The organism is Sinorhizobium prairiense (assembly GCF_029201645.2).
Classification (GTDB): Bacteria; Pseudomonadota; Alphaproteobacteria; order Rhizobiales; family Rhizobiaceae; genus Sinorhizobium; species Sinorhizobium meliloti_A.
Map to the genome: position 1 here is coordinate 1,853,243 of NZ_CP104131.1, position 26,236 is coordinate 1,879,478.

Consider the following 26,236-nt stretch of genomic DNA (forward strand, 5'->3'; position numbering starts at 1 on the left):
AGCAGAGCCTTGAGAAACGAGGTGTAAGCATTTTTCCGCATAACGGAGCCTGTTCATGAATATAATTGAGGCAATCAAAAGAAACCTATTTATTTATAGGCTTATTTTGATGCTGGCGTTAGTTATTATTACCTAATTTATCGAATATTCATGTCCTATGTTTCTTTGGATTTCATTCTTGATAGTTATTGGAAAACTTTATGAGATATTCTTTCTTCGTGGAGGGGACCGATGGGATTCGGATCCGGTTAGTTTGAATCTGATAGTCGTTTTGAAGTTTGCGGAATACGTCTGGAATGGATTCGCCAGGAGCAACTGAATGCAAGAGGCGGCAAGTAACACTACCGATTGGGCCGGTTGGAGCACCGCTGGGTGGGCAGTTGGCGCCTGTATCGACAGGCATTGCCAGGAATCGCTCAACATGGCGAGTCAGGGTTGGAGTCGGCAAGCCGCATAACCGGCCGGATGTCCGCGATGATCGACGCGGTGATTTTTCGCGAGGCCGACGCCGAGGGGTGCAGCGGCAGGTGGGCGAATCCACGAAGACTTTATCGCACAGGGCACGTCGTTTTTCGGCAGCGGGATGTTCCCGGCTATATGCCGGGCGGACGCTTTGCCTCCTGAAACCCGATCAAAACGAGCGGCGACGGACAATCGACGCTGACCCTTTGTGGCGACGACCGTCGCGACACCTTCAACCGCCCGCAGCGGATCGAGCTGGCGACGGATGCCGGCGGCGGCAGGCGCCGCATCGTCAATAACTTCGATGCCGGCGAGTCGCTTGGCATCGGAATGCCAAGTATTGGCCGGGACCAACCGTCGCGCGCAAGGAGCGGAAGTCCTGCACTACAACTTATTTGTCAATAATCCAATTTCTATGCTCAATACCATTGAGCATTGCGGACTTGGCGTTTCGCCTGCGACGTTGGCCGACCAAGGGCGGCTGCGGCCCCATTATCCATTGGCGGACAGAGTGGACGATATGTGGCTATGAAAATCCGAAACTGCGTCGCCACCGCCTTAGTTACCGCTACGATGCTCACGGCGGCTTCGCCTTTACATGCAAGTGAGCTTGGAAACGTCAGAGAGCGTTTGCTGGCAGCACGCAAGCAAGAAGATTTCGCAGGCTTATACAAAGAGATAGACAATAATTTTGGTGGAGACACGGAGAAAATTGTTGCCTTTCTCAAACACAGCGGCTTTTCCTGTCAATTTGGAACAATTTTATTCAAAGCAAAGTGCGTATTTGCTTATTGCGGCGATCGATCGTTATTTCCTCCTCTTCGAAAAGAATTAATGACCATAGACATAATCTTCGAAAGAACCGGAGAGGCTCGGACTGGGGTTGCTTATAATCAGACAACCTGCCCGGACACCGCAACCCTTCTCCGAAGGAAGCAAGACGAGTTATTGACTGGGAGGACTCCGCGTGGCGGAAACTAATAGCATCGTTTTCTCTATTATTGAGGATGAAATCAGGTTCCTTTCGAGAGTGCCGCCCGGGCAGATATCTCATCTGGGCATCCGGGCGAAGGTCGATGGCCAAGTGCGGGAATGGAACTTCGGATTGTTTCGCAATGGGAAATATGAGCCGGTGGGCGTGATCGGCGATCCCCGGATGTTCTCGGGGAAATGAAACGACCCATGGGCATGCGGTCCACGATTGCCGGCTCGGTGAGCATTGAGCCTGGACTTGGGCTGGCGCCGATCGACCAGTAAGAGCCTTTGCGGACGATCTGTACGACCGGCAGATAGCTTACGGACCGACGCCCAACCTAGTGGAAAGGAAAGCCAACTTCAACTCCGGCGCCGCCTTTGTCATGCTGATGCTCGGGATTGATCCCCAATTCTCTTTCCAATCAGGGCGACCCCGTGGGCCTCAATGTCGACTTGTCCGACCGGCGGTTCGGCCTTCCGTCGCCGGGCTTCTATTCGGGTTACCAGCGAATTCGTCTTCACCGAATGGGACAAGTCGGCGGGTGATATCGAGGCGGTCGTCTCCGGCGACAACACGCGTCGCGAGCAAAGGCCAGAAAAGCAATTTATTTGCGCATAAGGTCGGTTCTGCGCTTTGGTTCCGGCCGTAGAGCACGAGACGCTCTGCAATAATCACGGTCGGAGCCATGGGCATATTTCGAGCGCGCAGCATTTTCATCGCACTTTCCGCGCTTGGCGCGATTTGGCTCGGTTGGCTGGTCGCCAACGAATACGCCCTTTCATATGCAAGCCAACACTACCTGGCCAACGGGGTAGTACGCATCGAACTGCCGGGTGGGCGCAAGTTCGATATTCCCGAGCGCTACATGTATTGGGAAGGCTATGTGAAGCATGGCCGCTGGCCCAAGCCCAAAGAGGGCCGCGTTAAGGTTGAATCGTTCAACTTCGATGCGCTCCTGCCCGATTTGCGACCCTATCGGGCGGAGGATGACGAGAAATGGCAGGAACTGGGGTACGGCGACAAATTGCATGTCTATGTGCACCGCAAAGACTTTGACGCAACGTCCTGGCGTCACGTGTATGAAAGCGAACTGGACAGTGTGGAGCGTGGCTATGCAAAGAGATTGGACAACGAGAACGGGCTCGCCAAGTTTCTGAACCTAATCGGCAAGGAAGGCGACCTGAAGCCTTACGACGTGACGTACTTCACTGAAGATTTCAAAATCTTAATCCGCTGTAGCTATCCGGGTAGGGATCCTTTCCCAAGTTGTAATGTTAGGTTTATTGACGAAAACAAGTATAACTATCTAAATTACTATTACAGCATAGCATATTTTCGAGATTGGAATAACATCCATAAAAACCTCATCAGCCTCATTGCGCAATTCGAGCGCGATGGGAATTCTGATTCTATCAAATAACTCGGAGCCTGACCGTGGTTCCTTGCCCTCAATGATCAACAACGAGCCAAACTGAATACCTTCGCTTCGCTCGACGACTATGTCGGCGGGTGGCAATATCTGGCGTCGATCAGCGATGCCGCTTACAATTCGGTCGGCTTCACTCTGCCCGCCACCTCTCCCCGCAAGCGGGAGGACGCTCGGCGTCGCTCTGCCCTCGGCCGTTCATGGGAGTGGCGGGCCCGCACCTTCACCATCGGCACGCAAGACCGAATAAGCCGCTACCCGCCCCGATACTGCTCCTCCGTCACATGTTCGAGCCAGTCCACCGCCTTGCCGTCGAGCGCCTCCTGAATTGCGATATGCGTCATTCCCGTTTCCGGCGCGGCGCCATGCCAGTGCTTTTCGCCCGGCGGGAACCAGACGACGTCGCCGGCGCGGATCTCGCGCGGCTCCCCGCCCCAGCTCTGCGCCAGGCCGCGGCCTGCGGTGACGATCAGGGTCTGGCCGAGCGGGTGCGTGTGCCAGGCGGTCCGCGCGCCGGGCTCGAAAGTCACGGTCGCGCCGCGTACCCGTGCGGGTGACGGTGCCTCGAAGGCCGGGTCCACGCGAACGGAGCCGGTGAAATACTCGGCCGGGCCATGCGCCGAGGGTCTCGATCCGCATTCGAAGATATCCATTGGAGCCTCCTTTGAGGGACGTCGCCGGGCCAGCCGACGGGTGATGCAGGGGCAAGGCGCATGCAGCTTACCTCTTTCCGGCAAGCGGCTACAACCGGTGGATCGTCACGCCCGGGCAGGCGCTCCGCGCAATGTCGCAAAGGTGCTCGTGGTGGGTCAGATAGATCACCTGTCCGACATCGGCCATTTCCGCCATCAGTTCGAAGGCGCGGCCGGCGCGGCCGTCGTCGAAGGTTTCCATGATGTCGTCGGCGATGAAGGGCAGCGTTTCCCGCGTCGCCGCGACCTCGTGGTAGCCGGCGATCCTGAGCGCGAGATAGAGCTGGAAGCGCGTGCCCTTGGAAAGATCGCGGGCGAGCTTCGATCCGCCGGCGGCGGTATTTGCTATGAGGAATTCCTGGCCCTTGTCGGCTTGCGTCGAGAGACCGGAATATTCGCCGCCGCTGATATGCATGAAGGTTCGCGAGGCGCGTTGCATCATGGCGCTGCGGTGGCGCTCGCGAAACAGCCTGAGCGCCTGTTCGGCGGCGATCACGCCCGCGCGCAGGCGGAGATAGCCGATCGCCTTGCTCTCGATGTCGAGCAGCAGCGTGCGGCGCCGCTGTTCGAGCTCCGCCACCCGGTCGCCGCCCTCGACGGCGGCAAGCGCCCTCTCCCGGGTCCTGACATCGGCGTGCAGCTCGCTGACATCCCGGTCGGCCGCCTCGATCGCCTCCTCCAGCCGCGCCAGTTCCAGCCCGAGTTCCCGGTCGTCGAGCTCGGCGAGCAGCGCTTCGGCCTCGTCGGCGCTCGCGACGCCGAGCCGCGCGGCCAGATCGCTTTCCATTTCCGAGCATCGCTGTCGCAGCCGCTGCTCTTCGCGGGTGGCTTCCAGGCAGGCGGCCGCTTCGTCGAGAGTCCCGCAGCCAAAAAAGTCGAGGACCCTCTGCCTGTTGGCGCCGTGAAGTCGCTCCTCGGCGCGCAGCGAGTTCGAGGCTCTCCTCCATGCGCTCGATATTGCCCTGAAGCGCCAGACGGCGCTCCTCCTTCTGAAGTGCGGCGGCAACGCGGTCGCGCACCGCGGAAAAGAGCGTGAGGACATCGCCGGCCCGTTCTTCGCCCAGTGCGGCGGCCACGCCGACGACGTTTTCCGTGAAGGCCGCCTGATCCCTGCGCATCCCCGCCACGCGATGATCGAGCTCCGCTTTCTTCTGCATCAGCTTGTCGAGGTTCTGAAGCACGGCGAGCACGGGACCGATTTCCTGCGGCAGCGGGCGCTCCACCTGCCGGGAAAGCCACGTGCCGGCGAGCGCCTCGTCCCATTCCCCGCACCAGAATGCCATCGCAGCCTCCGCGGCCGCAAAAGCGGTCCGCCGCTTTTCGAGCGCCTCCGAGGCGCGTTGGAGCTGCGCCACGGCATTCCGGCAAGCAGTGGATGCGGCCTCGGCTCGGGAGGAGACAAGTTCCGCTACCGCGAGCAAGGCGTCGAGGCGCTCCGGCAGCGCATCGCTCATCCCGAGCCGCGCCAGCTCCGCCCGAAGACTGCAGACCGCCGCCTTCTCTTCGGCGACCGCCCGGTCGCGCTCCTTCAGCGCAGTGCGAAGCTCCATGCGCAATTCGAGCGCGGATGCGCGGGCGGCAAGCCACGCCTCCAACTGGGGCAGCCCCGTTATGCAAGGCAAGCCACAGGCGCGTGCGGCGGCGCCGATCTCGGCGCTCAGCCTCTGCCTCCGCTCCTCCGCGGCTTTCCTTTGCATGTCCAGCGACTGCAGGCGGGCGCGCCGCTCGGTCACGGCAAGCGTCAGGTTGCGTATCTCGGCCACGCGCTCCGCCTGGGCAAGCCGAAGCGCCGTGGTTGCATCATGCTCGTGCAGTGCCGTCTCGAATGCGATCGCCGTCTGCTCGTCCAGACCGGCACGATGGCGCTGCCAGGCAGTATTGCGGCGGCGCCTCAGTTCGCAAACGGTCGCGTCGTCCACGACGCCGCCATTGGCCGCAATGGCGGCAAGGCGCGCCTCGTCTCCGGCCTGGCGTTCGCTTTCGTCGGCGATCCTGTCGCCGAGGCGCAAGCGCCGCTCCGCCTCGGCGTGGTCCTCGGCCCGCCACGCTTCCACGACGGGCGGTGCCGGAGCGGGAAGCGCGGCCAGATCGTCGATCGTGCCGGCGAAAGGCCGCAATTCATCCAGCCGGTCGCATATGGCGGCATCGAGCCGGTCGATCTCCCTTGCCGATGACTGCTGGCGCAACAGGCAGTCGCTCTGCCGGAGGAGATGCACGCGTTCGGCGAGGAACGCCGGGTCGGCCGTCCCCTCCTTCAGCCGGGCAACTTCGCGCTCGGCGTCGCCGTGGTTCCCTTCCGCGGTTTCCATCTCCTCGCGCGCCGCTGCCAGCCTCTCCGAAAGGCTTGCGTGCCGGCGCACCAGATCCTGCAGTCGGACGGCGCGCGCCGCCGGCAGCAGGAGCGAGGCCAGATCGGGATTGCCCGCCTCGCCCAGGCGGATCAGACAGGCATCGATCTCGGCGACCGTCTTCGCCAGTTCCTCCAGACGAGCCGGCATGTCGCGGTCCGCCGTGAGATAGCGGGCTTCGAGTGCGCTTTCGCGCAGAGCCCCGAACCGGTCCGCGATCGCCAGCGCCTGCTCGTCGCGAGGCAGCCCGGCAAGCTCTTCGCGCCGCCGGGTGAGTTCCTCATGCAATTGCCGGAGCCGCGCGGCGATTTCCGCATCGCGGCGGCGAAGAACCGGCAATTCCTCCTGCCACTCGGCCGGCGGCACCGGCAACGGGTCCCGCCCGGCGAGCTCCTGCCGTACGCCGCGAAGCCGCGCGAGAAGCGGCAGGGCATCGCGCTGAGCCCGCATCCGGTCCCGGTCGGCACGCAACTCGTTGCGCTGCCTCGCCGCTGCCTCGTGGCGTGCGCGCATGCTCGCCAGGGCCTTGCGGAGTGCTGCATATTCGCGTGCATTCACGTCGACCGCGTTCCGCTCCGCCTTCAGTGCGTCGAGCTCCGCCTTCAATTCGGCAAGCTGGTGCTTGCGCGCCTGCGGGCGGAAGAAAGAATCCGCTTCGGCTCGAAGCCCCGCAAGCACGGCGGTGCTGTCCGGCAAACCGGAACTCGCGGAAAACAGGAGAGACCCCAGCTCGCCCTCGCTCTTCAGTATGGCTTCCCCGCCCTCTTCGATGCTGTCGTCGTCGAGCGAGAACATCGTGCTGTAGGTCGCCCGGTCGATCGAGCCGAGGGCTGTGGAAAACAGGCCATCGGGCAGCGGCTGCTCGTCGGGGCCGATCAGGCTGTTGGCGTTGCGCTTGATGCGGTAGGCGTGATGCAGGCGGTTACCGGCCGCGACGATGCCGCCGATCCGCATCGTCTGATAGGGATGCAGGAAGCCGTAGGGGCTCGAACGTTCGATGCCGAAGACGAGGTCGAGGAAGCCGGAAAAGAGGGTCGACTTGCCGGCTTCGTTCGGGCCGTAGATGAGGTGAAAATCCGGCTCGCCCAGCCTCGCCTCGCCGAAATCGAGATGCCGCTCCGTGAATTTTCCGTAGCGGACGAGCTCCAGTCGCTGAAGCCGCATCAGTCGATGCCTCCGGCACCGGCACGGCCGTGAAGATGCGCCAGCACATCCGCACTCCCCGCAAGTGCTGCCTCCAGCGCCAGCCGCTCCAGCGCCTCCTCGTCGCTCGCCAGCACCTGCCTGAGTTCAGGCGGCAATTGCTGCAGGAGCTCCTTGGCAACTCCGCTCAGCTCGCCGCGAAAGCCGAAGGAGGGCAGAACGTCGTTTTCGACGAGTGCCGCCAGTTCGCCGACCGGGTCGGCCGCACTTTGCTCCGCATTGCCGATTGAGTGGCAGCTCAGTTCCGTCTTCTCGATCCAGCATCCGCCGATCCCGGCCGCGATGTTGACAATCTCCGCTTCCAGGAGATCCGCGTCGCGCCTGAGGCGCCAGGCAAGCGGCGTCGCGCCGGTCAGCGTCAAGCGCAGGATCAGATTGTCCGCCGCCATGTTCTTTCGAAGGTGGATCAATTCACGGCCCACCGCATCCAGCATGTCGCGCCAGTCCGCAATCCCGCTCACGTCGATCTCATGTCGCTCGAACGCGGCGGTGCCGGTCGGCCGGTCATCCAGCGCAACCAGCCCCTCATCGTCGACCGTCACGATCGTGACGCCCTTCGTCCCCGCTTCGTTGATGTCTCGGCCCTGCGGCATGCCAGGCATGACGATGCAGGGCTTTTCGCAGTGCACCTGCCGCTGATGGACATGACCGAGCGCCCAATAATCGAAACCGTGCCGCTGAAGCTCGGCGACGCTACAGGGCGCGTAAGGGTCGTGGGCCGCGGATCCGGAGAGACTGGTATGCAGCATGCCGATATTGATGCCGCCGGCGACCGGCGGATGGAACTGGGGCAGCAGGCTTTCCGGCGCGTGCGGATCGGCAAAGCTCACGCCGTGGATGTGCACCGTGCGGCCGGTCGCAAGCGTCTTGACATGTACCGCCCTGCTCCGGCCGGCAAATACATGCACCGAAGACGGCAGGGTGAGTTCGCGCGTCACCTGCGACTGGGCATCGTGATTGCCGCGAATGATGAACGTCCGGATGCCGGCCTCGTCGAGCCGCCGAAGCTCGGCCGCCAGGAAGAGCGCCGTGTTCATGGAGGTCTGGCTGCCGTCATAGAGATCGCCGGCGATCAAAAGCGCATCGACCCTTTCGGAAATGCAGAGATCGACGATGCGGACGAGCGCATCGCGCGTCGCGCTTCGAACGAGGCCGGCAAGCTCCGCATTCCGGAGTGCCAGGCTGCGCAAGGGCGAATCGAGATGGAGGTCTGCGGTGTGAACAAATCTGAAGGGCATGGCCGGGCGGACCATGACCCGGCGCCGCCGCTTTCGTCAATGGCAGCAGGACCGGGTATCCACCGAATGCTTGAATGCGGGCAGCGTTACGACGCGCCGGCGACAACTCTTCGCTTCGCAAACAACGGCATCGCGACCAGGGCGCGTTTCTTGTCGCCGCCGGTCATTCCCAAGTTTTAGGTGGTTTTGGTCGACAAATGCGGCAATTGTGACTATCAATAATGTCACTGCCATTTCACATGGCCCCTCATAATAACTCATAAGGTCATGAAGAAGACATTCGAGGTTTCCGATAAGCTGTTCGAGCTCTACCATCGCGTTCATCGTCTGGTGAACGAGTCCATGACGGAGGAAGGCGTATCGCTTGCCAGGAGCAAGTTCCTGTTCTTCCTGAGCAAGCTCGGACCCTGTCGGTCTACCGACATAGCCTGTGCGCTGAATTTCGCTCCGCGAACAGTGACCGAGGCGATCGACGGACTGGAACGCGACCGTCTGGTCATGAGAAAACCCGACCCCGAGGATCGCCGCGCAAAGATCGTCTCCATAACAGAGACCGGCCGGGCCGTTCTTCAGGCTGCAGAACATCCGCGCAAGCAGCTCATCGAAGAGATCTTTTCGGCGCTCGATGACGAGCAACTGGACCAGTTGTACGATATCGTCAGCAAACTCGTCGAGAAAACCGACGATATCCGCAAGCGCAAGGAAGAAGCGGAAGCCACGGAGATAGCCGTCGCGCGCTGAAGGCCGTTTCTAGAATCAAGAGGCCGGGACATCATGTCCCGGCCTCTTTCGTTTTCTCCGTATCGGACGCTTACATGGCGTCCATCGCGCCTATGGAGAAGAACAGCGTTTCGCCGGAGGAGTCGTCGACGCCGTCATTGTCGGTGACGACATAACCGTTGCCGGCCGCGTCGATTGCAAAGCCTTCGACCTTGTCGACGACATAACCGTTCAGCGACTGCAGGTCCGGAATGAGGTCGCGCACCTCTTCCTTGTTCACCACAGGCAGTGCCCTGCCGAGTGCCGCGGGTTTCAGATCCGCGAGCGCGACGCGGTAGAGCTTCTTGAGCTTGGCGGCTTCGCCGACCAGATTGTCACGCTCGAGAATATAGGCGTAGGCTCCATGAACGGAAATTTCCGACAGGCCGACCCAGCCTTCCTCCGCCTTTTCAAGCGGATAGCGCACGGCGCCCCATTCCTTGCTCGACGGCTTGTAGGAGACGAGCTTGACGAAGCCCTTCTCGTCATCCTTCCATTCGCGCTGCACAGCCATCCAGAGAGCCTGATCGTCCCCCTCGCCCACGACGGCTACCCCTTCGAAGCCGTAGCGGATCTCGCTGGCGCGCAACTCCTCCGGTAGTGCGATCTCCTGCTTGATCTCGCCCTTCTTGTTCACATGCAGCAGCGCATGGCTGTAGAGCTTGTCGGAGTTGCCTTCCGAAGCGAGCCAGAAGCCGCCTTCGCCGTCAGTGGCGATGCCTTCGACGTCGAGCTTCTGGGCGGGAGCGCCGTCACGGGTGACCGGCAGGGCTTCCGTGATCAAAGCGGGCTTCTGCGTAGCGTCGATCGTGAAGATGGTCGGCTGCGACGAGTAGACTGAATCATTGACCGCATGCAGGAAGCCGGGCTTGTCGGCAGCGGCAAGGCCGGAAAGCGCCCCGAAGCCGATGGGTAGCCCGTCCTTCTCCACGGAACGGATCTGCGGATAGGCAGCCTCCCCTTCCCCGCGCTCGTAGATCATGACATGCGCCCGCGCCCCGCCGTCTTCGACAAGATCGACCTCGTTGGCGGTCGCAAACAGGTTGCGCCCGGGAATGGCGACAGCGCCCTCGGGGGAAACGCCGGAGGGCAGAAGCTGCACGAGTTCCGGTTCGCCGCCCGTATCCTTGTAGACGCCGACGATCGAGGCCCGTTCGGAAAGAACGAAGAAAAGCTTGTCTTCGCCGAATTGCGCCATTTCAAGCCCTTCCGGTTCCACGCCCTTCGCCGAAGAACGCTTTTCCGGATAGTGGCCGATCGACGCGATCGCGTGTTCGAAGGCTGCTCCCGATTCGTAGAGGACCTTCCCGGTCGTGTCGAAGATCGTGAAGCCGCGGCTCCCGCCGTCATAATCGCCCTCATTGGCGACGACCAGGCGATCGTCGTCGAGCCACTTGATCGCATCGGGCTCGCGCTTGCGGCCCGCCTGCTCGCCGGTGAAGGCGATGGAGCCGTCACGCTTTGTGTCGATACCTTGGAGATTGACCGTGCCCGCAGGGAAATGCGTCTTCACGGTTGCGGACTTGCCGTCGATGATGACGATGTGGTTGTTCTCCTGGAGGGTGAGCGCAATCTCGTCCCGGCCGTTGAAGGCTACGAATTCCGGCTCGGGATCGTCGCCGGCGACCTCGGCGAGACCGGTCAGCGTCACATGCTTGATGGTCGCGCAATCGGCCGCCCCGTCCTTCAGCGACAGGATCACGAGATCGCCTGCAGGCATCTGAGGGATCTGCCCGTCATTGACGTCCTCGTCGCGCTCGTTCTCGATCGCGATTGCGGCAAGCGTCCGATCCTTGTTCACGGCCACCGAGTCCGGCTGGCCACCGAGATCGCAGGTGGCATCCACCTCCCTGCCTGCAATGTCGACCACGGCGAGCACGCCGGACGGCTTGGTAAAGCTTTCGCTCGTGTTGACGGCAACGAGCGCTTTGGCACCGGCTACCGCAACCGAAGTCGGCTCCCCGCCGAAAGAGACGATACCGCCTGCCTCAGGTGCCCTGGCGTCGGTGATGTCGATGAAACCGATGCGTTTGCCGGGACTGTCGGAATAGATCAGCGTATTGCCGTCTTCGCTTGCGGTGATGATTTCGGCCGATGTCGGGGCGTTCCGCTCGGCTCCCTCGGGCAAATTCGTGGCCACCGCAAAGGATGCGATGCGATTGAATACCTGTTCGGCCTGAACGACCGACGCCGTCGATGCGGCAAGTGCCGCGGCCAATGCCGTGGTGATGGAAATTGCTTTCATCTGTCCCTCCTTGTCGCGGCACGCCGTTGCGCTACCGCGTGCGTCCGAAAACGTCGGGCGGGAGGCTTTTGCAACTGTCCTGTAACAGCCGGATGACAGGGAAAGCCGGAATGAAAAGAGGCCCGGATGACCGGGCCCCAATCAACCTGCCGAATGCCGCCTAGGCGGTATCGCGACAGATGGAACATGAACCAGTAGCGGACGGAGGCACCCGCCGCTCCATCGGTAAATTAGTTGACGGCGTCCTTGAGGCCCTTGCCGGCCGTGAACTTCGGCACGTTGCGTGCCGGGATGTCAACTTCCGCACCCGTCGACGGGTTGCGGCCCTTGCTGGCTTCGCGGCGCGATACGGAGAAATTGCCGAATCCGACGAGGCGGATGTCGCCGCCGTTCTTCAGTTCGCCCTGAATGGTCTCAAAAACTGCATCAACGGCAGAAGACGCATCTGCCTTCGAGAGTCCGGCCTTGTCGGCTACGGCAGCCACGAGCTCATTTTTGTTCATGTTTCCACCCCTTTCATGCTGGTTCGAAACGACTGTCTTCTTAAGGCGGGGCTGCGAAAGCAATGCCCACGTCTTGCCATTCCCAATTGCGCCTAATCCCTTGGAATGCAAGGGTTGCAGCGTGCTTTTACAACAAAAAAGACCGGCAGAACGCCGGTCTTCCTTGTTTTTCTGGCCGAAGGGCGCAAGCGGGACACACTTGTCACCCTATCTGCACTGCCTCAGTGGGCAATCGAAGTGCCCGCTTCGTCCTGCGAATCAACGGACGGCAGGGCGGCCGGCTGGCTTGCCGGGTCCCATTCGATGGGCTCCGGAAGCCGCAGCAACGCGTGCTCGATCACCTCGCCCATCCGCGAAACGGGGATGATTTCGAGGCTGTTCTTGACGTTGTCAGGGATGTCGGCGAGGTCCTTGGCGTTCTCCTCGGGGATCAGCACCTTCTTGATGCCGCCACGCAGAGCCGCCAGCAACTTCTCCTTTAAACCGCCGATCGGCAGCACGCGTCCACGCAGGGTGATTTCACCGGTCATCGCCACGTCCTTGGAGATGGGGATACCGGTCATCACCGACACGATCGCCGTCGCCATGGCGACACCGGCCGACGGGCCGTCCTTCGGGGTCGCGCCCTCCGGCACGTGGACGTGAATGTCGCGCTTGTCGAACAGCGGCGGCTCGATGCCGAAATCGATCGCGCGCGAGCGGACATAGGATGCCGCCGCCGAAATGGATTCCTTCATCACGTCACGCAGGTTGCCGGTAACCGTCATGCGGCCCTTGCCGGGCATCATCACGCCTTCGATCGTCAGCAGTTCGCCGCCGACCTCAGTCCAGGCAAGACCGGTGACCACCCCGACCTGATCGTCACGCTCGGCTTCGCCGTGGCGGAAGCGCGGCACACCGAGATAGTCGTGGATGTTCTCGGCCGTCACTTCGACCTTCTTGGTCTTGCCCTTGAGGATCTCCGTCACCGCCTTGCGCGCCAGCTTCATCAGCTCGCGCTCGAAGTTGCGGACGCCCGCTTCTCGCGTGTAGTTCTGGATGACCGCCATAAGAGCGCCATCCGTGACGGAGAACTCGTTCGTCTGGAGCGCATGGTCGCGGATCGCCTTCGGCAGCAGGTGCCGCTTGGCAATTTCCCGCTTTTCGTCTTCGGTATAGCCGGCAATGCGGATGACTTCCATGCGGTCCATCAGCGGCGGCGGAATGTTGAGCGTGTTCGCCGTGGTGATGAACATCACGTTGGAGAGGTCGTATTCCACCTCCAGGTAGTGATCCATGAACGTCGAGTTCTGTTCCGGATCGAGCACCTCCAGAAGCGCCGAAGACGGATCGCCACGGAAGTCCTGGCCCATCTTGTCGATCTCGTCGAGCAGGAAGAGCGGGTTGGACTTCTTCGCCTTCTTCATCGACTGGACGACCTTACCCGGCATGGAGCCGATATAGGTCCTCCGATGGCCGCGAATTTCGGCCTCGTCCCGAACGCCGCCTAGCGCCATACGGATATATTCGCGGCCGGTCGCCTTTGCGATCGACTTGGCGAGCGACGTCTTGCCGACGCCGGGAGGGCCGACGAGGCACAGGATCGGCCCCTTGATCTTGGACGAACGGGCCTGCACCGCCAGATATTCGACGATGCGTTCCTTTACCTTGTCCAGACCGAAGTGATCGGTATCCAGCACCTTTTCGGCATGGTTCAGATCGGTCTTGATCTTCGACTTCTTGCCCCAGGGCAGGCCCAGCAGCCAGTCGAGATAGTTGCGCACGACCGTCGCTTCCGCCGACATCGGGCTCATCTGGCGCAGCTTCTTCAGCTCCGCATCGGCCTTTTCACGGGCTTCCTTGGAGAGCTTCGTCTTGGAGATGCGCTCTTCGAGTTCGGCCATCTCGTCACGGCCGTCCTCGCTGTCGCCGAGCTCCTTCTGAATCGCCTTCATCTGCTCATTCAGATAGTACTCGCGCTGCGTCTTCTCCATCTGGCGCTTGACGCGCGAACGGATGCGCTTTTCGACCTGAAGAACCGAGATCTCGCCTTCCATGAAGCCGAGCGCCTTTTCGAGCCGCATCTTCACGCTCGTCGTCTCCAGCATTTCCTGCTTTTCGACGATCTTGATCGACAGATGCGAGGCGACGGTATCGGCGAGCTTCGAGTAGTCTTCGATCTGGCTCGCGACGCCGACGACTTCCGGCGAAATCTTCTTGTTGAGCTTCACATAGCTTTCGAATTCGGAAACGACCGAACGGCTCAGCGCCTCGATCTCGACCGGATCCTCGTCCGGTTCGGGCAGCGCATGGGCCACGGCCTCGTAGAAATCGTCACGCGGCGTATAGCGATCGATCTCGGCACGCGACCGTCCTTCGACCAGAACCTTCACGGTTCCGTCGGGGAGCTTCAGAAGCTGCAGCACGTTTGCAATCGTGCCGACTTTGTAAATGGCGGCGGGTTCCGGATCGTCATCCGTAGCGTTGATCTGGGTCACGAGCATGATCTGCTTGTCGGTACCCATGACCTCTTCGAGTGCACGGATCGACTTCTCCCGGCCGACGAAGAGCGGCACGATCATGTGGGGAAGACCACGATGTCACGCAGCGGCAGAACCGGATAGGTCGCGCTTTCAGTCGCCGGAGACGTTTTGTTCGTCATATCATTTCCTTTCCGTCCCGATGTTCGGGCCCGTTTCCGGGAGCCTCTGCGGCACTCCCGGCTGTCACATTTCGTACATGAAAGTGGAGTGCAAGAGAGGCCTTTTCAAGGTACGGCGCAATCCCCGCCTTCATGGATAATCCCCGACCTTTAAGCTCGAATGCTGTTGCAGACCTTGCGACCTGCCCGGATATCGCGGTCTGCAAATGCGCATCCATTGAATCTGCGCATCATCGCGTTGTTGCGGCACTTTAGCAACAATCGATTGGTGCGATCACCATGATTTTGAACTGAAACATTCGAGGGAACGGGCCCGAACGGCGGCTGCAGAGCCGTCCTCGAAAATGCCGGTTCCGCACCGCTTCGCCGGCACGATCGCAACGGCGTCACATGAAAAAGCCCCCACGCGGGGGGCTCTTCAAACAATCGTGAGGGCCAGCGCGCCCGATAGAACGCGCTGCGCTTGAGGTTCAAGCCGAAACGTTGGTCTTCTCCTCGGAACGCTCCGAGTAGATATAGAGCGGCCGCGCCGTCCCCTTGACGACCTCGTCCGAAATGACGACTTCGCGAACGCCTTCCAGCGTCGGCAGCTCGAACATGGTGTCGAGCAGGATCTTCTCCATGATCGAACGCAGGCCGCGTGCGCCGGTCTTGCGGACGATGGCACGGCGGGCGATCTCACGCAGCGCGTCCTCGTGGAAGTTCAGTTCGACATCTTCCATTTCGAAAAGCCGCTGATACTGCTTGACCAGAGCGTTCTTCGGCTCCGACAGGATCTGGATCAGCGCATCCTCGTCGAGATCCTCGAGCGTCGCCAGAACCGGCAAGCGCCCGATGAATTCCGGGATCAGGCCGAACTTCACCAGATCTTCCGGTTCGAGCTCGCGCAGCACCTCGCCGACGCGCCGGTCTTCCGGAGCGCGCACCGTCGCGCCGAAGCCGATCGACGTCTTCTCGCCGCGGGCGGAGATGATCTTGTCGAGGCCCGCAAAAGCGCCGCCGCAGATGAAGAGGATATTCGTCGTATCCACCTGCAGGAACTCCTGCTGCGGATGCTTGCGGCCGCCCTGGGGCGGGACCGATGCGACGGTACCTTCCATGATCTTCAGAAGCGCCTGCTGCACGCCCTCGCCCGAAACGTCGCGCGTGATCGACGGGTTGTCGGACTTACGGGAAATCTTGTCGACCTCATCGATGTAGACGATGCCGCGCTGGGCGCGCTCGACGTTGTAATCGGCCGCCTGCAGGAGCTTGAGGATGATGTTCTCGACATCCTCACCGACATAGCCGGCCTCGGTCAGCGTCGTCGCGTCCGCCATCGTGAAGGGAACGTCGATGATGCGAGCGAGCGTCTGCGCCAGATAGGTCTTGCCGCAGCCGGTCGGCCCGACCAGCATGATGTTCGACTTCGCCAGCTCCACGTCGCTGCTCTTTGCCGCATGGGCTAGGCGCTTGTAGTGGTTATGCACGGCGACCGACAGGATACGCTTGGCCTGCTGCTGGCCGATGACGTATTCGTCGAGGACCTTGATGATCTCCTGCGGCGTCGGAACGCCATCGCGGGACTTGACCATCGAGGTCTTGTTCTCTTCGCGGATGATGTCCATGCAGAGTTCGACGCATTCATCGCAGATGAACACGGTCGGTCCGGCAATCAGCTTGCGGACTTCATGCTGGCTCTTGCCGCAAAACGAACAATAGAGAGTATTCTTCGAGTCACCGCCGTTGCTACCGCTGACCTTGCTCATTTCCACTTCCTTCCAGCACGCCGGACACCTTCGGAAAGATATCACGGACACTCAGTTCGCCTTGCACGTCGGCTCCAGGCGCCGCCCAAGGCTCTTGGGAGTACTCACCGTTCCGGGCGGAGGCCCGATCACCGGTTGCAACAACTCTCCCCATCAAATCCGAATGCTATGCTCCTTGTTCCAACATAGCATTAAGGATTCATATTAACGGCTTTGCCCCTTGGATAAAGCCCCTTCGCCATTACAAATGTGTCACAATTACATCTGTGGCGACACAAAAGCCCGTGTTCGAACCTATTCCATGCCCTCGACCGCATCGCGCGACGTGATCACCTTGTCGATCAAGCCCCAGTCGAGCGCCTCGTCCGCACTCATGAAATGGTCGCGGTCGAGCGTCTGCTCGACTTCTTCGTAGGTGCGGCCGCAATGCTTGACGTAAACCTCGTTCAGCCGGCGCTTCATCTTGAGAATGTCGCGTGCATGCCGTTCGATGTCGGACGCCTGGCCCTGGAACCCGCCGGAGGGCTGGTGGACCATGATCCGCGAATTGGGCGTTGCGAAGCGCATGTCCTTGTGGCCGGCGGCAAGCAGCAGCGAGCCCATCGACGCCGCCTGACCGATGCAGAGCGTCGAGACCGCCGGCTTGATGAACTGCATGGTGTCGTAAATCGCCATGCCCGCTGTCACGACACCGCCCGGAGAGTTGATGTAGAGAGCGACTTCCTTCTTCGGGTTTTCCGCCTCGAGGAACAGCAACTGTGCGCAGACCAGCGTCGCCATGTGGTCTTCGACAGGCCCCGTCAGGAAGATGATGCGCTCCTTGAGCAGTCGCGAATAGATGTCGTAGGATCGCTCGCCGCGATTGGTCTGCTCAACAACCATCGGCACCAGCGCCATGGCCGTATCAACTGGATTTCTCATATCGAACCTTCATCAATCGGGACCGCATCCCTTCGCGGACCGGAATCATCGGATAAGCCTCAGACCTTACATAGAGTGTCAATGCCCTTCACTTCAAGACGCGAACATTCGATAAACTGAATAGTCGCGGGCCCGGGGTCCAGAGCTTTTTATCGGCGTGGCGGATTGGCGGTAGAACAATTTTCCAATTCTTTATGCCGTCGCGCATGCCCCGGGCGCCTTCCTCACAGGCATTCGCAGGAGCGCGGTAAACGACTGGTAAATTCCGACGCCTTTCAAAGCTGGGACTCCAACGGCAGAAAGCGGATCACGCCGGCGATCAGCCGGCGGAGGATGCTTGCGTCCGGCTCGCGCCGCAGCAGCCGCAGGGAGCCGTTCGTCCGGTCCCGCCACGCGGGCCTGCCGTCCTTAAGCATCAGGCGATAGCTTCGCTCCGGCGCCGTTTCCTCCTCGAAGATCGACTGAAGCTCGGCGGCGAGCGCCTCGTCGGAGAAGACGATGCCCATCTCGGTGTTGAGCGACGCGGAACGCGGATCGAAATTCATGGAGCCAACATAGCCGCAGAGGCCATCGACGACGAAGGCCTTGGTGTGAAGGCTCGCGTTTCGCGCTCCGAACAGCGACATACGGTGGCGATCGAAGAAATCGCCGCGCTCCTTGAGCTCGTAAAGCTCGACACCGCCGTCAAGCAGGCCCTTGCGATACTTCACGTAGCCGCCATGCACCGCCGCGACGTCGGTTGCGGCGAGCGAATTCGTCAGCACCGCCACCCTCGCGCCCTTTCCCGCGAGCAGCGCCAGCACGCGCGTCCCCGCTGCGCCGGGGACGAAGTAAGGCGAGATGATCCGCAGATCACGCCTGGCGCCCTTGATCAGCGGGAACAGTTCGCGCAACAGCCAGTTCTGCCGCTTCTGCATCAGCGCCTTTTCCGGCGGGTCGAACGCCATGCGCATATCCGCGCTGCGATGGAGGGTCCGGCTCCCCCAATAGGGGCCGGGACCCGCGTCTGCGACCTTTTCGAGGTAGAAGCGCGCGGCCGCCGTGCGCGCCAGCGCGTCCAGCGCCTCTCTCAGCGCCGGAAGGTACTGCTTGCGCGGCGTCCTGAGCGCGGCGATCGGCAGCACCGACGTGCTGTTCCAGTAGAGATCGAACATGGCCGTCGCCTGGTCGACGACCGGCCCCGCCATCCAGACGTCGAGGTCACGAAAGTTCGACAGTTCCGCCGCGTCGAAATAGGCATCGCCGATATTGCGCCCACCGGATATCGCCAGCCGGCCATCGGCGACCCACAGCTTGTTGTGCATCCGGCGCGTCGCACTGAAGGCCCTTATCGCCATTTCGAACCCGCGGCGGAAGCGGTCCGTTCGTGCCCGGCTTGGATTGAAGAGCCGCACGTCGACATTCGGATGTGCGTCGAGCGAAATGCAGAGACGATCATGGATGCCTGCATTGATATCATCGAGCAGCAGGCGGACGCGAACGCCGCGGTCGGCCGCCCGGATGATCTCGCGCGTCAGCAGAAACCCCGTCAGGTCGTCCTTCCAGTAGTAGTATTGCAGGTCCAGGCTGCGCCCCGCCCGGCGGGCCGAAAGCGCCCGCGCAACGAAGGCTTCGATGTTATCGGAAATGAGCGCGACCACGCTCTCGCCGGGTTGGGCGGCACCCAGCAGCGGGCCAAGGTGCCGATCGATGCCCGTCTCGTCTCCGCCGATGGGGAGCGCGAATGATGGTTCGATCCGCGGCCTGCGACCAAACCAGCCGTAAACGTAGAGGACCGCGACCAGAAAGAGCCCGCAGAGCGCTACGAGAAAAAGTGCAATCCACGACAACATCAGACGCTGCCCTGCCGCATGTTTCACCGGAGCCGATCAAGGATGAAACATGCGGAAACCAAACTACGACGGCGACCAGCGCGCCCCACTATGGAGCGCGTGCGACACCGCTATCCCTGCCCCGCATCGGCCAAGCGGGCTTCCTCACCCTCGGGGCCGTCCTTCTGGACAACCTTCAGATCGATCGAGGCCTTGACGGGCAGATGGTCCGAAGCCACTCGCGCCAGGGGCGTGTCGTGCACGGCCACCGAGGTTACAAGATGATGCGGATTGCCGAGCACCCGGTCGAGCGGCAGCAGCGGAAAGCGCGAGGGGAAGCTGGCAACGGCTGAATGCGACGGGTCGAATATCGGACTGAGGAAGCTGAGCGAGGAGCGTTTGCCCATGCGCCATTCGTTGAGGTCGCCGATCAGCAGCGTCGGACGGCCGGCGCCGTCCGCCGTCGCCTTCAAAAGCGATTCCGCCTGGCGCGCCCGGGAATGACGCAGCAGGCCAAGGTGAGCGGCGATCACCCGCAACGGACCCGCCTTCAGGTCGAGATCGACGACGAGGGCGCCGCGCGGCTCGACGCCCGGCAATTTCAGCTGCCGCACGTCGGAAACCGCACCCTCACGGATAAGCAGGACGTTGCCATGCCATCCGTGGCCCTTCTCGCTGAAAGGCGAAATCGGAACGGAGACAAGATGCGCCTCACGGCGCAGGTGCTCGAGATCGAGGAGCCCCGCGCGCTCGCCGAATCTCTGGTCGGCCTCCTGAAGCGCGACGATATCCGCACCGATCTCGGCGATGACCTGCGCAATTCGCGGCGGGTCGAAGCGCCCGTCGGTGCCGACGCATTTGTGGATATTATAGGAAGCGATCACGATGTCGCCGCGGTTCACGGCGGCATCACGGTTGACGACCGTCGGCCGCCGCTTTCGTATCGCTGCCATGATGCCCGCGGATAGATTGCCTTGCGTCTTTGCCATGCCGCTCCCTGCTTGCTGCCGCATCATGCTCAAATAGGTCGGGCGGTGCTACCGGAAAAGTAGCTAGCGGCGATGTTGTTCCTTCCAGTGCCGAAGGCACTTGCAGTCAGCACGCATCGCGCAATAGAGATGCGGATCGCCATCCGATTGCAGCATTCGAAGAGTCGATATCATGTCCATCGCCCCCGGTATCACCATCGACGGCCCCGCCCGGCGCGTCTCCCTGGACGTCCGCAACCCCCGCTTCTTCCGCAATCCGCTGCCGGCCTACGCGGCACTCCATGCGCAATGTCCGGCCTTTTTCTGGGAGGAGCCGCAGCAGTGGTTCTTTGCGGGCTACGAGCAGGTGAACAGTCTATTGCGCGACCGCCGCTTCGGCCGGCAGATCCTGCATGTCGCCACCCGGGAAGAACTCGGCATGCCGGAGCCGAAACCGCATCTGAAGGCTTTCGATGCGCTGGAGGAACACTCGCTGCTCGAACTGGAGCCGCCGGCCCATACGCGACTGCGCACGCTCGTCAATCGCGCCTTCGTCTCCCGTCAGATCGAACAGCTCAGGCCGGAAATCGAGGCGCTCTCGCATGCGGTGATCGACGGCTTCGAGAAGGATGGTCAGACCGAGCTGTTGAAGACCTATGCCGAGACGATCCCGGTCACCATCATCGCGCGGATGCTCGGCATCCCGGTCGAAGCGGCGCCGCGTCTGCTCGACTGGTCGCACCGCATGGTGAAGATGTACGTGTTCAATCCCAGCCTGGAAACGGAGTTCGACGCCAACCAAGCATCGGCGGAGTTCGCCGACTACCTGAAGGGAATCATAGCGGAGAAGCGGGCAAACCCCGCCGACGACCTGCTCACGCATATGATCACCTCGGAAAAAGACGGCGAGCGCCTGTCGGATGCGGAGCTGATTTCGACCACGGTCCTCCTTCTGAATGCGGGCCACGAGGCGACGGTTCATCAGATCGGCAATGCCGTGCACACGATCCTGCAGTCCGGCCTCTCCCCCACCGAGCTTTTTTCGGACGAGAAGGCAACGGAGCGCACGGTGGAAGAGTGTCTGCGCTTCGCCGCGCCCTTGCATATCTTTCAGCGCTACGCGCTCATGGATATCGAGCTGGAGGACGGCATCGCCCTCAGGAAGGGGGACAAGATCGGCCTGATGCTGGGGGCGGCGAACGTCGATCCGCGCAAATTCTCCTCTCCCGATACGTTCAGGCCGGATCGCAACGAAGGCGCCAACGTCTCGTTCGGCGCCGGCCTGCATTTCTGCATCGGCGCACCGCTGGCACGGCTGGAGCTGCAGATTTCCCTGCCGATCCTGTTACGGCGGCTTCCCGGAATGCGGCTCAGGAACGAGCCGCCGGTCAAGGACGCGTTCCACTTTCATGGTCTGGAGCGGCTCGATCTGGTCTGGTGAGCGGCGTCAGACGCGGATCACGTAGTCCTTGCGAGTCGTTTCAACGACTTCCCAGGTTCCCTTGAAGCCGGGTCTCAACACCAGGCTGTCGCCGACTTCGAGATGAAGGGGCTCCCCGCCCTCTTCGGTCACGATGGAATGACCGGAAAGGATGTGGAAATATTCCCACTCGTCATAGACGATCCGCCACTTGCCGGGCGTGGCTTCCCATATGCCCGCATAGAGCCCGCCGGCCTCCTCGATATTCCAGGTGCGAAATTCCGGATTTCCAGAAATCAGCCTGTCGGGCGCCGGCGCCCCGATCTCAGCCTCGACGCAAGACGGATCGAATTTCAGCATATGGCCCATAAGAAGCCTCCACGTCCTGCCGTGCCTCTCAGGCCTTCCCCAGCGCCTGTTCCAGATCGGCAATGATGTCGGCCACGTCCTCGATGCCGACCGACAACCGGATGACGTCGGGTCCGGCGCCTGCGGCGACCTGCTGCTCCGGCGTGAGCTGCCGGTGCGTGGTCGAGGCGGGGTGGATCACGAGCGAACGCGTGTCGCCGATATTGGCAAGATGGGAGAACATTTCCAGTGCCTCGACAAAGCGCTTTCCCGCCTCGTATCCGCCCGCGAGCCCGAACGTGAAAACGGCTCCCGCCCCCTTCGGCGAGTAGCGCTTCTGCAGCGCGTGGTTCGGATCGCCTTCGAGCCCGGAATAGCGGACCCAGGACACCTTCTCATGCCCCTTCAGCCATTTGGCGACCTCCAGCGCGTTGTCGCAATGGCGCTGCATCCTCAGCGGCAGCGTCTCGACGCCAGTCTGAATAAGGAAGGCGTTGAAGGGCGAAATCGCCGGACCGAAATCCCTCAGACCCAGTACCCGCGCGGCGATGGCGAAGGCGAAGTTGCCGAAGACCTGGTGCAGGACGATGCCGCCATATTCCGGCCTGGGCTCCGACAGCAGCGGATACTTGCCGGATTTCGACCAGTCGAACGTACCGCCGTCGACGATGATGCCGCCCATCGAATTGCCATGACCGCCGATGAACTTGGTGAGCGAATGGACGACGATATCGGCGCCGTGTTCGAGCGGCCGCATCAGATAGGGCGTCGCCATCGTATTGTCGACGATGAGCGGCAGTCCATGCCGCCGCGCGACGTCTGCGATCGCGGCTATATCGACGAAGGTGCCGCCCGGATTGGCGAGGCTTTCGATGAAGATCGCCTTGGTGCGTTCGTCGATCTGCGCATCGAAGCTTTCGGGCTCCGCCGAATCGGCCCAACGGACCTGCCAGTCGAAGGCCTTGAAGGCATGGCCGAACTGATTTGCCGACCCGCCGTAAAGCTGTCTGGCGGAAACGAAATTGTCACCCGGCCTCATGATCGTATGGAAAACCAGCAGCTGGGCCGCATGCCCCGAGGAAACGGCCAGGCCGGCGGTCCCGCCTTCGAGCGCCGCGATCCGCTCCTCCAGTACCGCCTGGGTCGGGTTCATGATGCGGGTATAGATATTGCCGAATTGCTGAAGGCCGAAAAGTGCCGCCGCATGATCGGTGTCGTTGAAGACGAAGCTGGTCGTCTGGTAGATCGGCGTCGCCCGCGCGCCGGTCGTCGGGTCCGGCTGGGCCCCGGCGTGGATTGCAAGCGTGCTGAACCCGGGTCCGGATTTCATCGTCGTTCCTCCCTCATTTATTAACGATCAACCGATCAGTCGCGGATATTCGATTGCCGGGCAGCGGTCCATGACGACCTTGATGCCTGCGGCCTCGGCCTTGGCCGCAGCTGCATCGTCGCGGACGGACAGTTGTCCCCAGATAACCTTGGGCAGGGCCGGCAGCGACAGGATCTCGTCGACGAGCGCAGGCAAGGCCGAAGCCGCACGGAAGACGTCGACCATGTCGATCGCCTCCCCTATATCCGCGAGGCGCGCTACAACCGGCTGGTCGAGAATCGCACCGCCCGCATGGCCGGGATTGACCGGAATGACGCGGTATCCCTTGCGCAGAAGAAAGGCCATGACGCGATAGCTCGGCCGCTCCGGCTTCGGCGAAGCGCCGACGAGCGCGATGGTCTTCGTCTCGCGCAGGATGTCGGCAAGATAATAATCCGGGTAGGCATCGTGGTGCATGCTTGTTGTCCGCGCATGTTTATCATGCGGAGCGATAGTTGGCGTGGAGCGGCCGCGAGTCAACCAAGGCACCTTCCCCGGCCATGCATTTGCACCGTTTCGTTGCGATCGATCTGTAATTCCGGTTGCATTTCGGCAAATGCGAGCCCACAACCGGCTTTCCCGCCCAATCACCCCGCCGAGGTTCATCTTGCCGCCGGACGTCATTGCGCTCGTACTTCTCGGAGCGCTGCTGCACGCGACCTGGAACGCGCTCGTCAAGGCCGGCACGGAAAAATCGCTCGACGCCGCCATGGTGTCGCTTGGCGGCGCGGTCGTGGCGCTCCCCTTCCTGCCCTTCCTCCCGATGCCCGGTTCCGAGGCCGTGCCCTACATTCTGGTTTCGGCACTTTTCCAGTTCGCCTATTTCCAGCTGGTCGCAGCCGCTTACCGCGCAGGCGACATCGGGCTGGTCTATCCCTTGATGCGCGGCGTCGCTCCTCTTCTCGTCGCGGCGACGAGCAGCCTCGTCATCGGCGAGAAACTGAGCGGCGGCGCGATGGCCGGCATCATGACGATCTCCGCGGGCGTGCTCACGCTCGCCTTCGAATCCCGCAAGGGCGGCAGGCACGCCATCGTTCTGGCACTGCTCAATGCCTGCGTGATCGCGAGCTATACCTATGTCGACGGGATAGGCGCCCGCATTTCCGGCAATGCCATATCCTACACGCTCTGGATGGCATTGCTGCCGCCGGTCCTGCTCTTCGGCTGGGCCTTCGCCCGGCGCGGCGTCAAGCCGGTCGCGCGGCATGTGAGCCGTCACTGGTGGCGCGGGCTTGTCGGCGGCGCCGGATCGATCGGCTCCTATGGCCTTGCGCTCTGGGCGATGACGAAAGCCCCGGTCGCCACCGTCGCCGCCCTCCGCGAAACGGCGATCCTGTTCGCCGTCGTCATCTCCGTCGTGTTCCTCGGAGAGCGCGTCAGCGCCTGGCGCATCATCGCCGCCTGCATCATCGCGCTCGGTGCCTTGCTCCTCAGGCTCGCCTGAGGCCCAGGACCTAAAGCGCGTCGCGCTCGTTACTGCATGTCGTTATCCCAGAACCGCTGCACACTTTTGGGCGACATGCACTATTCCTCTTTCCATTCCGGCATGCGCTTGCCGAGAAAGGCACCGATACCTTCCTCGGCATCGCGGGCGAGCATGTTCTCGACCATCACGCCGACAGCGAAGTCGTAGGCGTCGGCAAGCGGCATTTCCGTCTGACGGTAGAAAGCCTCCTTGCCGATCTTCAGCGCCTGCGGCGACTTCGAGGCAATGATCGACGCATATTTGTCGATGACCTGGCGCAGATATTGTTGTGGGACGATGCGGTTGACGAGACCGAACTCCTTCGCTGTCCCGGCATCGATCGTCTCACCGGTCAAAAGCATCTCCATCGCCTGTTTGCGATGGGCGGCGCGCGTCAGGGCGACCATCGGCGTAGAACAGAAAAGACCGATATTCACGCCGGGGGTGCAGAAGGTCGACGTGTCGGTGCAGATCGCGAGGTCGCAACTGGCGACCAACTGGCACCCGGCGGCGGTCGCAAGGCCGTCGACTTCGGCGATGACCGCCTGCGGCAGCCTGGTGATCGTCAGCATGACTTCGGCTGCGAGGCGAATCGTTCGCTCGAAGAACGCCCGGCCACCGTCGGCGTCGGCCCTGTGCGAGGTCATTTCCTTGAGATCGTGGCCGGCGGAGAAGAGCTTCCCGGTCGCCGCGATCACGACGACCTTGATCTCCTTCGAGACGGCCGCTTCTTCGAGCGCCGCCAGCAGTGCTTCCATCAGGGCGATCGAAAGCACATTTGCCGGGGGATTGTTGAGGGTAAGCCGAAGGACCGGGCCATCGAACTCGCGCAGCAAGGGTCCGTTCGACTCTTCTTTCCTGAATGAAACGACGTCCGCCATGGCTCTCTCCCATATCGAAGTTCGTGTCGTGGTACGCCGCCGTCGCCGCTCTTTCAACCCCGCGCTCCCGACTGACCTATGACTGCCTAAGACCAATTTCCCGCTTGCACGGCGCTCCAGGACGTTTTGTAACGGGTGCAACCGAGGCAAGTAACACGGGAGAGAACGCGATGACCCTGCAGCCGGTCATGACCGTCGAGGAGCTCAACCGCTTTCTCGACACCGATTTTCCGCAGGTCCACACCGACGGAAAGGCCTTCGCGGTGACCGAGACCGGACCGGGCTTCGCCACGATGCGGCTCGACCCGAACGAGCGCCACATCCGTCCGGGCGGCACGGTCTCGGGCCCGACGCTCTTCGCGCTGGCGGACGTGTCGGCCTATATCGCGCTCATCGCGCATATCGGTCCGGTCGCGCTTGCCGTCACCACCAGCCTCAACATCAACTTCCTGCGCAAGCCGGAACCGGAACCACTCGAATGTACCTGCCGGATTCTCAAACTCGGCAAACGGCTGGCCGTTCTCGACGCCTCGATAAAGACGGTAGCAAGTCCCGATTTGATCGCGCATGCGACGGCGACCTATTCGATTCCGCCCCGTTGAAGTGTGGTATAATAATACCACACTCGTAACTATCTGAATTTGCTTCATCTTCTTTCACGACGCGCGGAAAGACGGTCTTGACCTTGATGGCGAGCTTCCTTATAAGCGCCCCAGATCGCGGTCCGACTGGGCCGCCTTCTTTTTTGCCCTCATCGAGGTCAAAGCAAGCAACAAGAAACGCCCGGCTTCGTTCCGGGTCCAAACGAAAGA

Annotated in this window: 20 protein-coding genes and 2 pseudogenes; 7 read left to right on the forward strand and 15 right to left on the reverse strand. The window is 61.8% G+C overall.

Going from position 1 to position 26,236, the window contains the following annotated elements; genetic code table 11:
- Nucleotides 1–429: 429 nt before the first annotated feature.
- A complete protein-coding gene (locus tag N0Q91_RS11630) occupies nt 430–816 on the reverse strand; it encodes a hypothetical protein (RefSeq protein ID WP_275596459.1) in 387 nt (128 codons plus the stop codon).
- A gap of 168 nt (nt 817–984) precedes the next feature.
- On the opposite strand from N0Q91_RS11630, the gene N0Q91_RS11635 reads away from it, so the two are divergent.
- The 3 genes from N0Q91_RS11635 (at nt 985) to N0Q91_RS11645 (ending at nt 2,858) form a co-directional block, all read left to right on the forward strand.
- A complete protein-coding gene (locus tag N0Q91_RS11635) occupies nt 985–1,443 on the forward strand; it encodes a hypothetical protein (protein ID WP_275596460.1) in 459 nt (152 codons plus the stop codon).
- Nucleotides 1,430–1,636, forward strand: coding sequence for a hypothetical protein (locus tag N0Q91_RS11640; protein WP_275596461.1), 207 nt, complete (start codon nt 1,430–1,432; stop codon nt 1,634–1,636). The genes N0Q91_RS11635 and N0Q91_RS11640 overlap by 14 nt, the downstream gene beginning before the upstream one ends.
- Before the next feature lie 487 nt (nt 1,637–2,123).
- Nucleotides 2,124–2,858, forward strand: a complete 735-nt coding sequence (locus N0Q91_RS11645) for a hypothetical protein (RefSeq protein ID WP_275596462.1) — start codon at nt 2,124–2,126, stop codon at nt 2,856–2,858.
- Between the two features lie 260 nt (nt 2,859–3,118).
- Here N0Q91_RS11645 and N0Q91_RS11650 read toward each other — a convergent pair whose 3' ends face one another.
- The 3 genes and pseudogenes from N0Q91_RS11650 to N0Q91_RS11660 all read right to left on the reverse strand — a co-directional run bounded on the left by N0Q91_RS11650 (nt 3,119) and on the right by N0Q91_RS11660 (nt 8,360).
- Nucleotides 3,119–3,517 carry a (R)-mandelonitrile lyase gene (locus N0Q91_RS11650; RefSeq protein ID WP_275596463.1) on the reverse strand — a complete coding sequence of 133 codons (399 nt, stop codon included), beginning with the start codon at nt 3,515–3,517 and terminating at the stop codon, nt 3,119–3,121.
- Nucleotides 3,518–3,605: 88 nt separating this feature from the next.
- A pseudogene (locus tag N0Q91_RS11655) lies at nt 3,606–7,068 on the reverse strand (AAA family ATPase).
- Nucleotides 7,068–8,360, reverse strand: coding sequence for a metallophosphoesterase family protein (locus tag N0Q91_RS11660; RefSeq protein ID WP_275596464.1), 1,293 nt, complete (start codon nt 8,358–8,360; stop codon nt 7,068–7,070). The pseudogene N0Q91_RS11655 and the gene N0Q91_RS11660 overlap by 1 nt, the downstream one beginning before the upstream one ends.
- Nucleotides 8,361–8,612: 252 nt before the next feature.
- Between N0Q91_RS11660 and N0Q91_RS11665 the strand changes: the two genes are divergently transcribed.
- Nucleotides 8,613–9,086, forward strand: coding sequence for a MarR family winged helix-turn-helix transcriptional regulator (locus N0Q91_RS11665; protein WP_018094837.1), 474 nt, complete (start codon nt 8,613–8,615; stop codon nt 9,084–9,086).
- A 70-nt stretch (nt 9,087–9,156) separates the two neighbouring features.
- Here N0Q91_RS11665 and N0Q91_RS11670 read toward each other — a convergent pair whose 3' ends face one another.
- From N0Q91_RS11670 to N0Q91_RS11700, 7 genes and pseudogenes are all read right to left on the reverse strand, one after another.
- Nucleotides 9,157–11,349, reverse strand: coding sequence for an esterase-like activity of phytase family protein (locus N0Q91_RS11670; RefSeq protein ID WP_275596465.1), 2,193 nt, complete (start codon nt 11,347–11,349; stop codon nt 9,157–9,159).
- Between the two features lie 230 nt (nt 11,350–11,579).
- Nucleotides 11,580–11,852 (reverse strand): DNA-binding protein HupB, encoded by a 273-nt coding sequence (hupB, locus tag N0Q91_RS11675; RefSeq protein WP_003531811.1) that lies wholly within the window; start codon nt 11,850–11,852, stop codon nt 11,580–11,582.
- A gap of 221 nt (nt 11,853–12,073) precedes the next feature.
- Nucleotides 12,074–14,493 (reverse strand): annotated as a pseudogene (gene lon, locus N0Q91_RS11680) (endopeptidase La).
- Between the two features lie 470 nt (nt 14,494–14,963).
- A complete protein-coding gene (clpX, locus tag N0Q91_RS11685) occupies nt 14,964–16,241 on the reverse strand; it encodes an ATP-dependent Clp protease ATP-binding subunit ClpX (RefSeq protein ID WP_003531807.1) in 1,278 nt (425 codons plus the stop codon).
- 294 nt (nt 16,242–16,535) lie between these two features.
- Nucleotides 16,536–17,162, reverse strand: a complete 627-nt coding sequence (gene clpP / locus N0Q91_RS11690; protein ID WP_003531805.1) for an ATP-dependent Clp endopeptidase proteolytic subunit ClpP — start codon at nt 17,160–17,162, stop codon at nt 16,536–16,538.
- A 275-nt stretch (nt 17,163–17,437) separates the two neighbouring features.
- Nucleotides 17,438–18,994 (reverse strand): phospholipase D family protein, encoded by a 1,557-nt coding sequence (locus N0Q91_RS11695; RefSeq protein ID WP_275596466.1) that lies wholly within the window; start codon nt 18,992–18,994, stop codon nt 17,438–17,440.
- Nucleotides 18,995–19,104: 110 nt separating this feature from the next.
- The gene (locus tag N0Q91_RS11700; RefSeq protein ID WP_018094833.1) at nt 19,105–19,962 is read right to left on the reverse strand and encodes an endonuclease/exonuclease/phosphatase family protein; all 858 of its coding nucleotides are present in this window, start codon (nt 19,960–19,962) and stop codon (nt 19,105–19,107) included.
- 172 nt (nt 19,963–20,134) lie between these two features.
- Here N0Q91_RS11700 and N0Q91_RS11705 point away from each other — a divergent pair, with 172 nt between their 5' ends.
- Nucleotides 20,135–21,382, forward strand: a complete 1,248-nt coding sequence (locus N0Q91_RS11705) for a cytochrome P450 (RefSeq protein WP_275596467.1) — start codon at nt 20,135–20,137, stop codon at nt 21,380–21,382.
- A gap of 6 nt (nt 21,383–21,388) precedes the next feature.
- On the opposite strand, the gene N0Q91_RS11710 is transcribed toward N0Q91_RS11705, so the two are convergent.
- The 3 genes from N0Q91_RS11710 to N0Q91_RS11720 are packed head-to-tail and all read right to left on the reverse strand — an operon-like array spanning nt 21,389 to nt 23,495.
- A complete protein-coding gene (locus N0Q91_RS11710) occupies nt 21,389–21,730 on the reverse strand; it encodes a cupin domain-containing protein (RefSeq protein ID WP_100672184.1) in 342 nt (113 codons plus the stop codon).
- 28 nt (nt 21,731–21,758) lie between these two features.
- Nucleotides 21,759–23,039, reverse strand: a complete 1,281-nt coding sequence (locus N0Q91_RS11715) for an O-acetylhomoserine aminocarboxypropyltransferase (RefSeq protein ID WP_100672183.1) — start codon at nt 23,037–23,039, stop codon at nt 21,759–21,761.
- A 27-nt stretch (nt 23,040–23,066) separates the two neighbouring features.
- A complete protein-coding gene (locus N0Q91_RS11720; protein WP_100672182.1) occupies nt 23,067–23,495 on the reverse strand; it encodes a CoA-binding protein in 429 nt (142 codons plus the stop codon).
- Between the two features lie 190 nt (nt 23,496–23,685).
- Here N0Q91_RS11720 and N0Q91_RS11725 point away from each other — a divergent pair, with 190 nt between their 5' ends.
- Complete coding sequence (locus tag N0Q91_RS11725; RefSeq protein ID WP_018094828.1) at nt 23,686–24,522, forward strand: EamA family transporter; 837 nt, start codon at nt 23,686–23,688, stop codon at nt 24,520–24,522.
- Nucleotides 24,523–24,602: 80 nt separating this feature from the next.
- Here N0Q91_RS11725 and N0Q91_RS11730 read toward each other — a convergent pair whose 3' ends face one another.
- Complete coding sequence (locus N0Q91_RS11730) at nt 24,603–25,424, reverse strand: enoyl-CoA hydratase (RefSeq protein ID WP_275596468.1); 822 nt, start codon at nt 25,422–25,424, stop codon at nt 24,603–24,605.
- Between the two features lie 170 nt (nt 25,425–25,594).
- Here N0Q91_RS11730 and N0Q91_RS11735 point away from each other — a divergent pair, with 170 nt between their 5' ends.
- Nucleotides 25,595–26,026, forward strand: coding sequence for a PaaI family thioesterase (locus N0Q91_RS11735; RefSeq protein WP_275596469.1), 432 nt, complete (start codon nt 25,595–25,597; stop codon nt 26,024–26,026).
- The last annotated feature ends 210 nt before the right edge of the window (nt 26,027–26,236 follow it).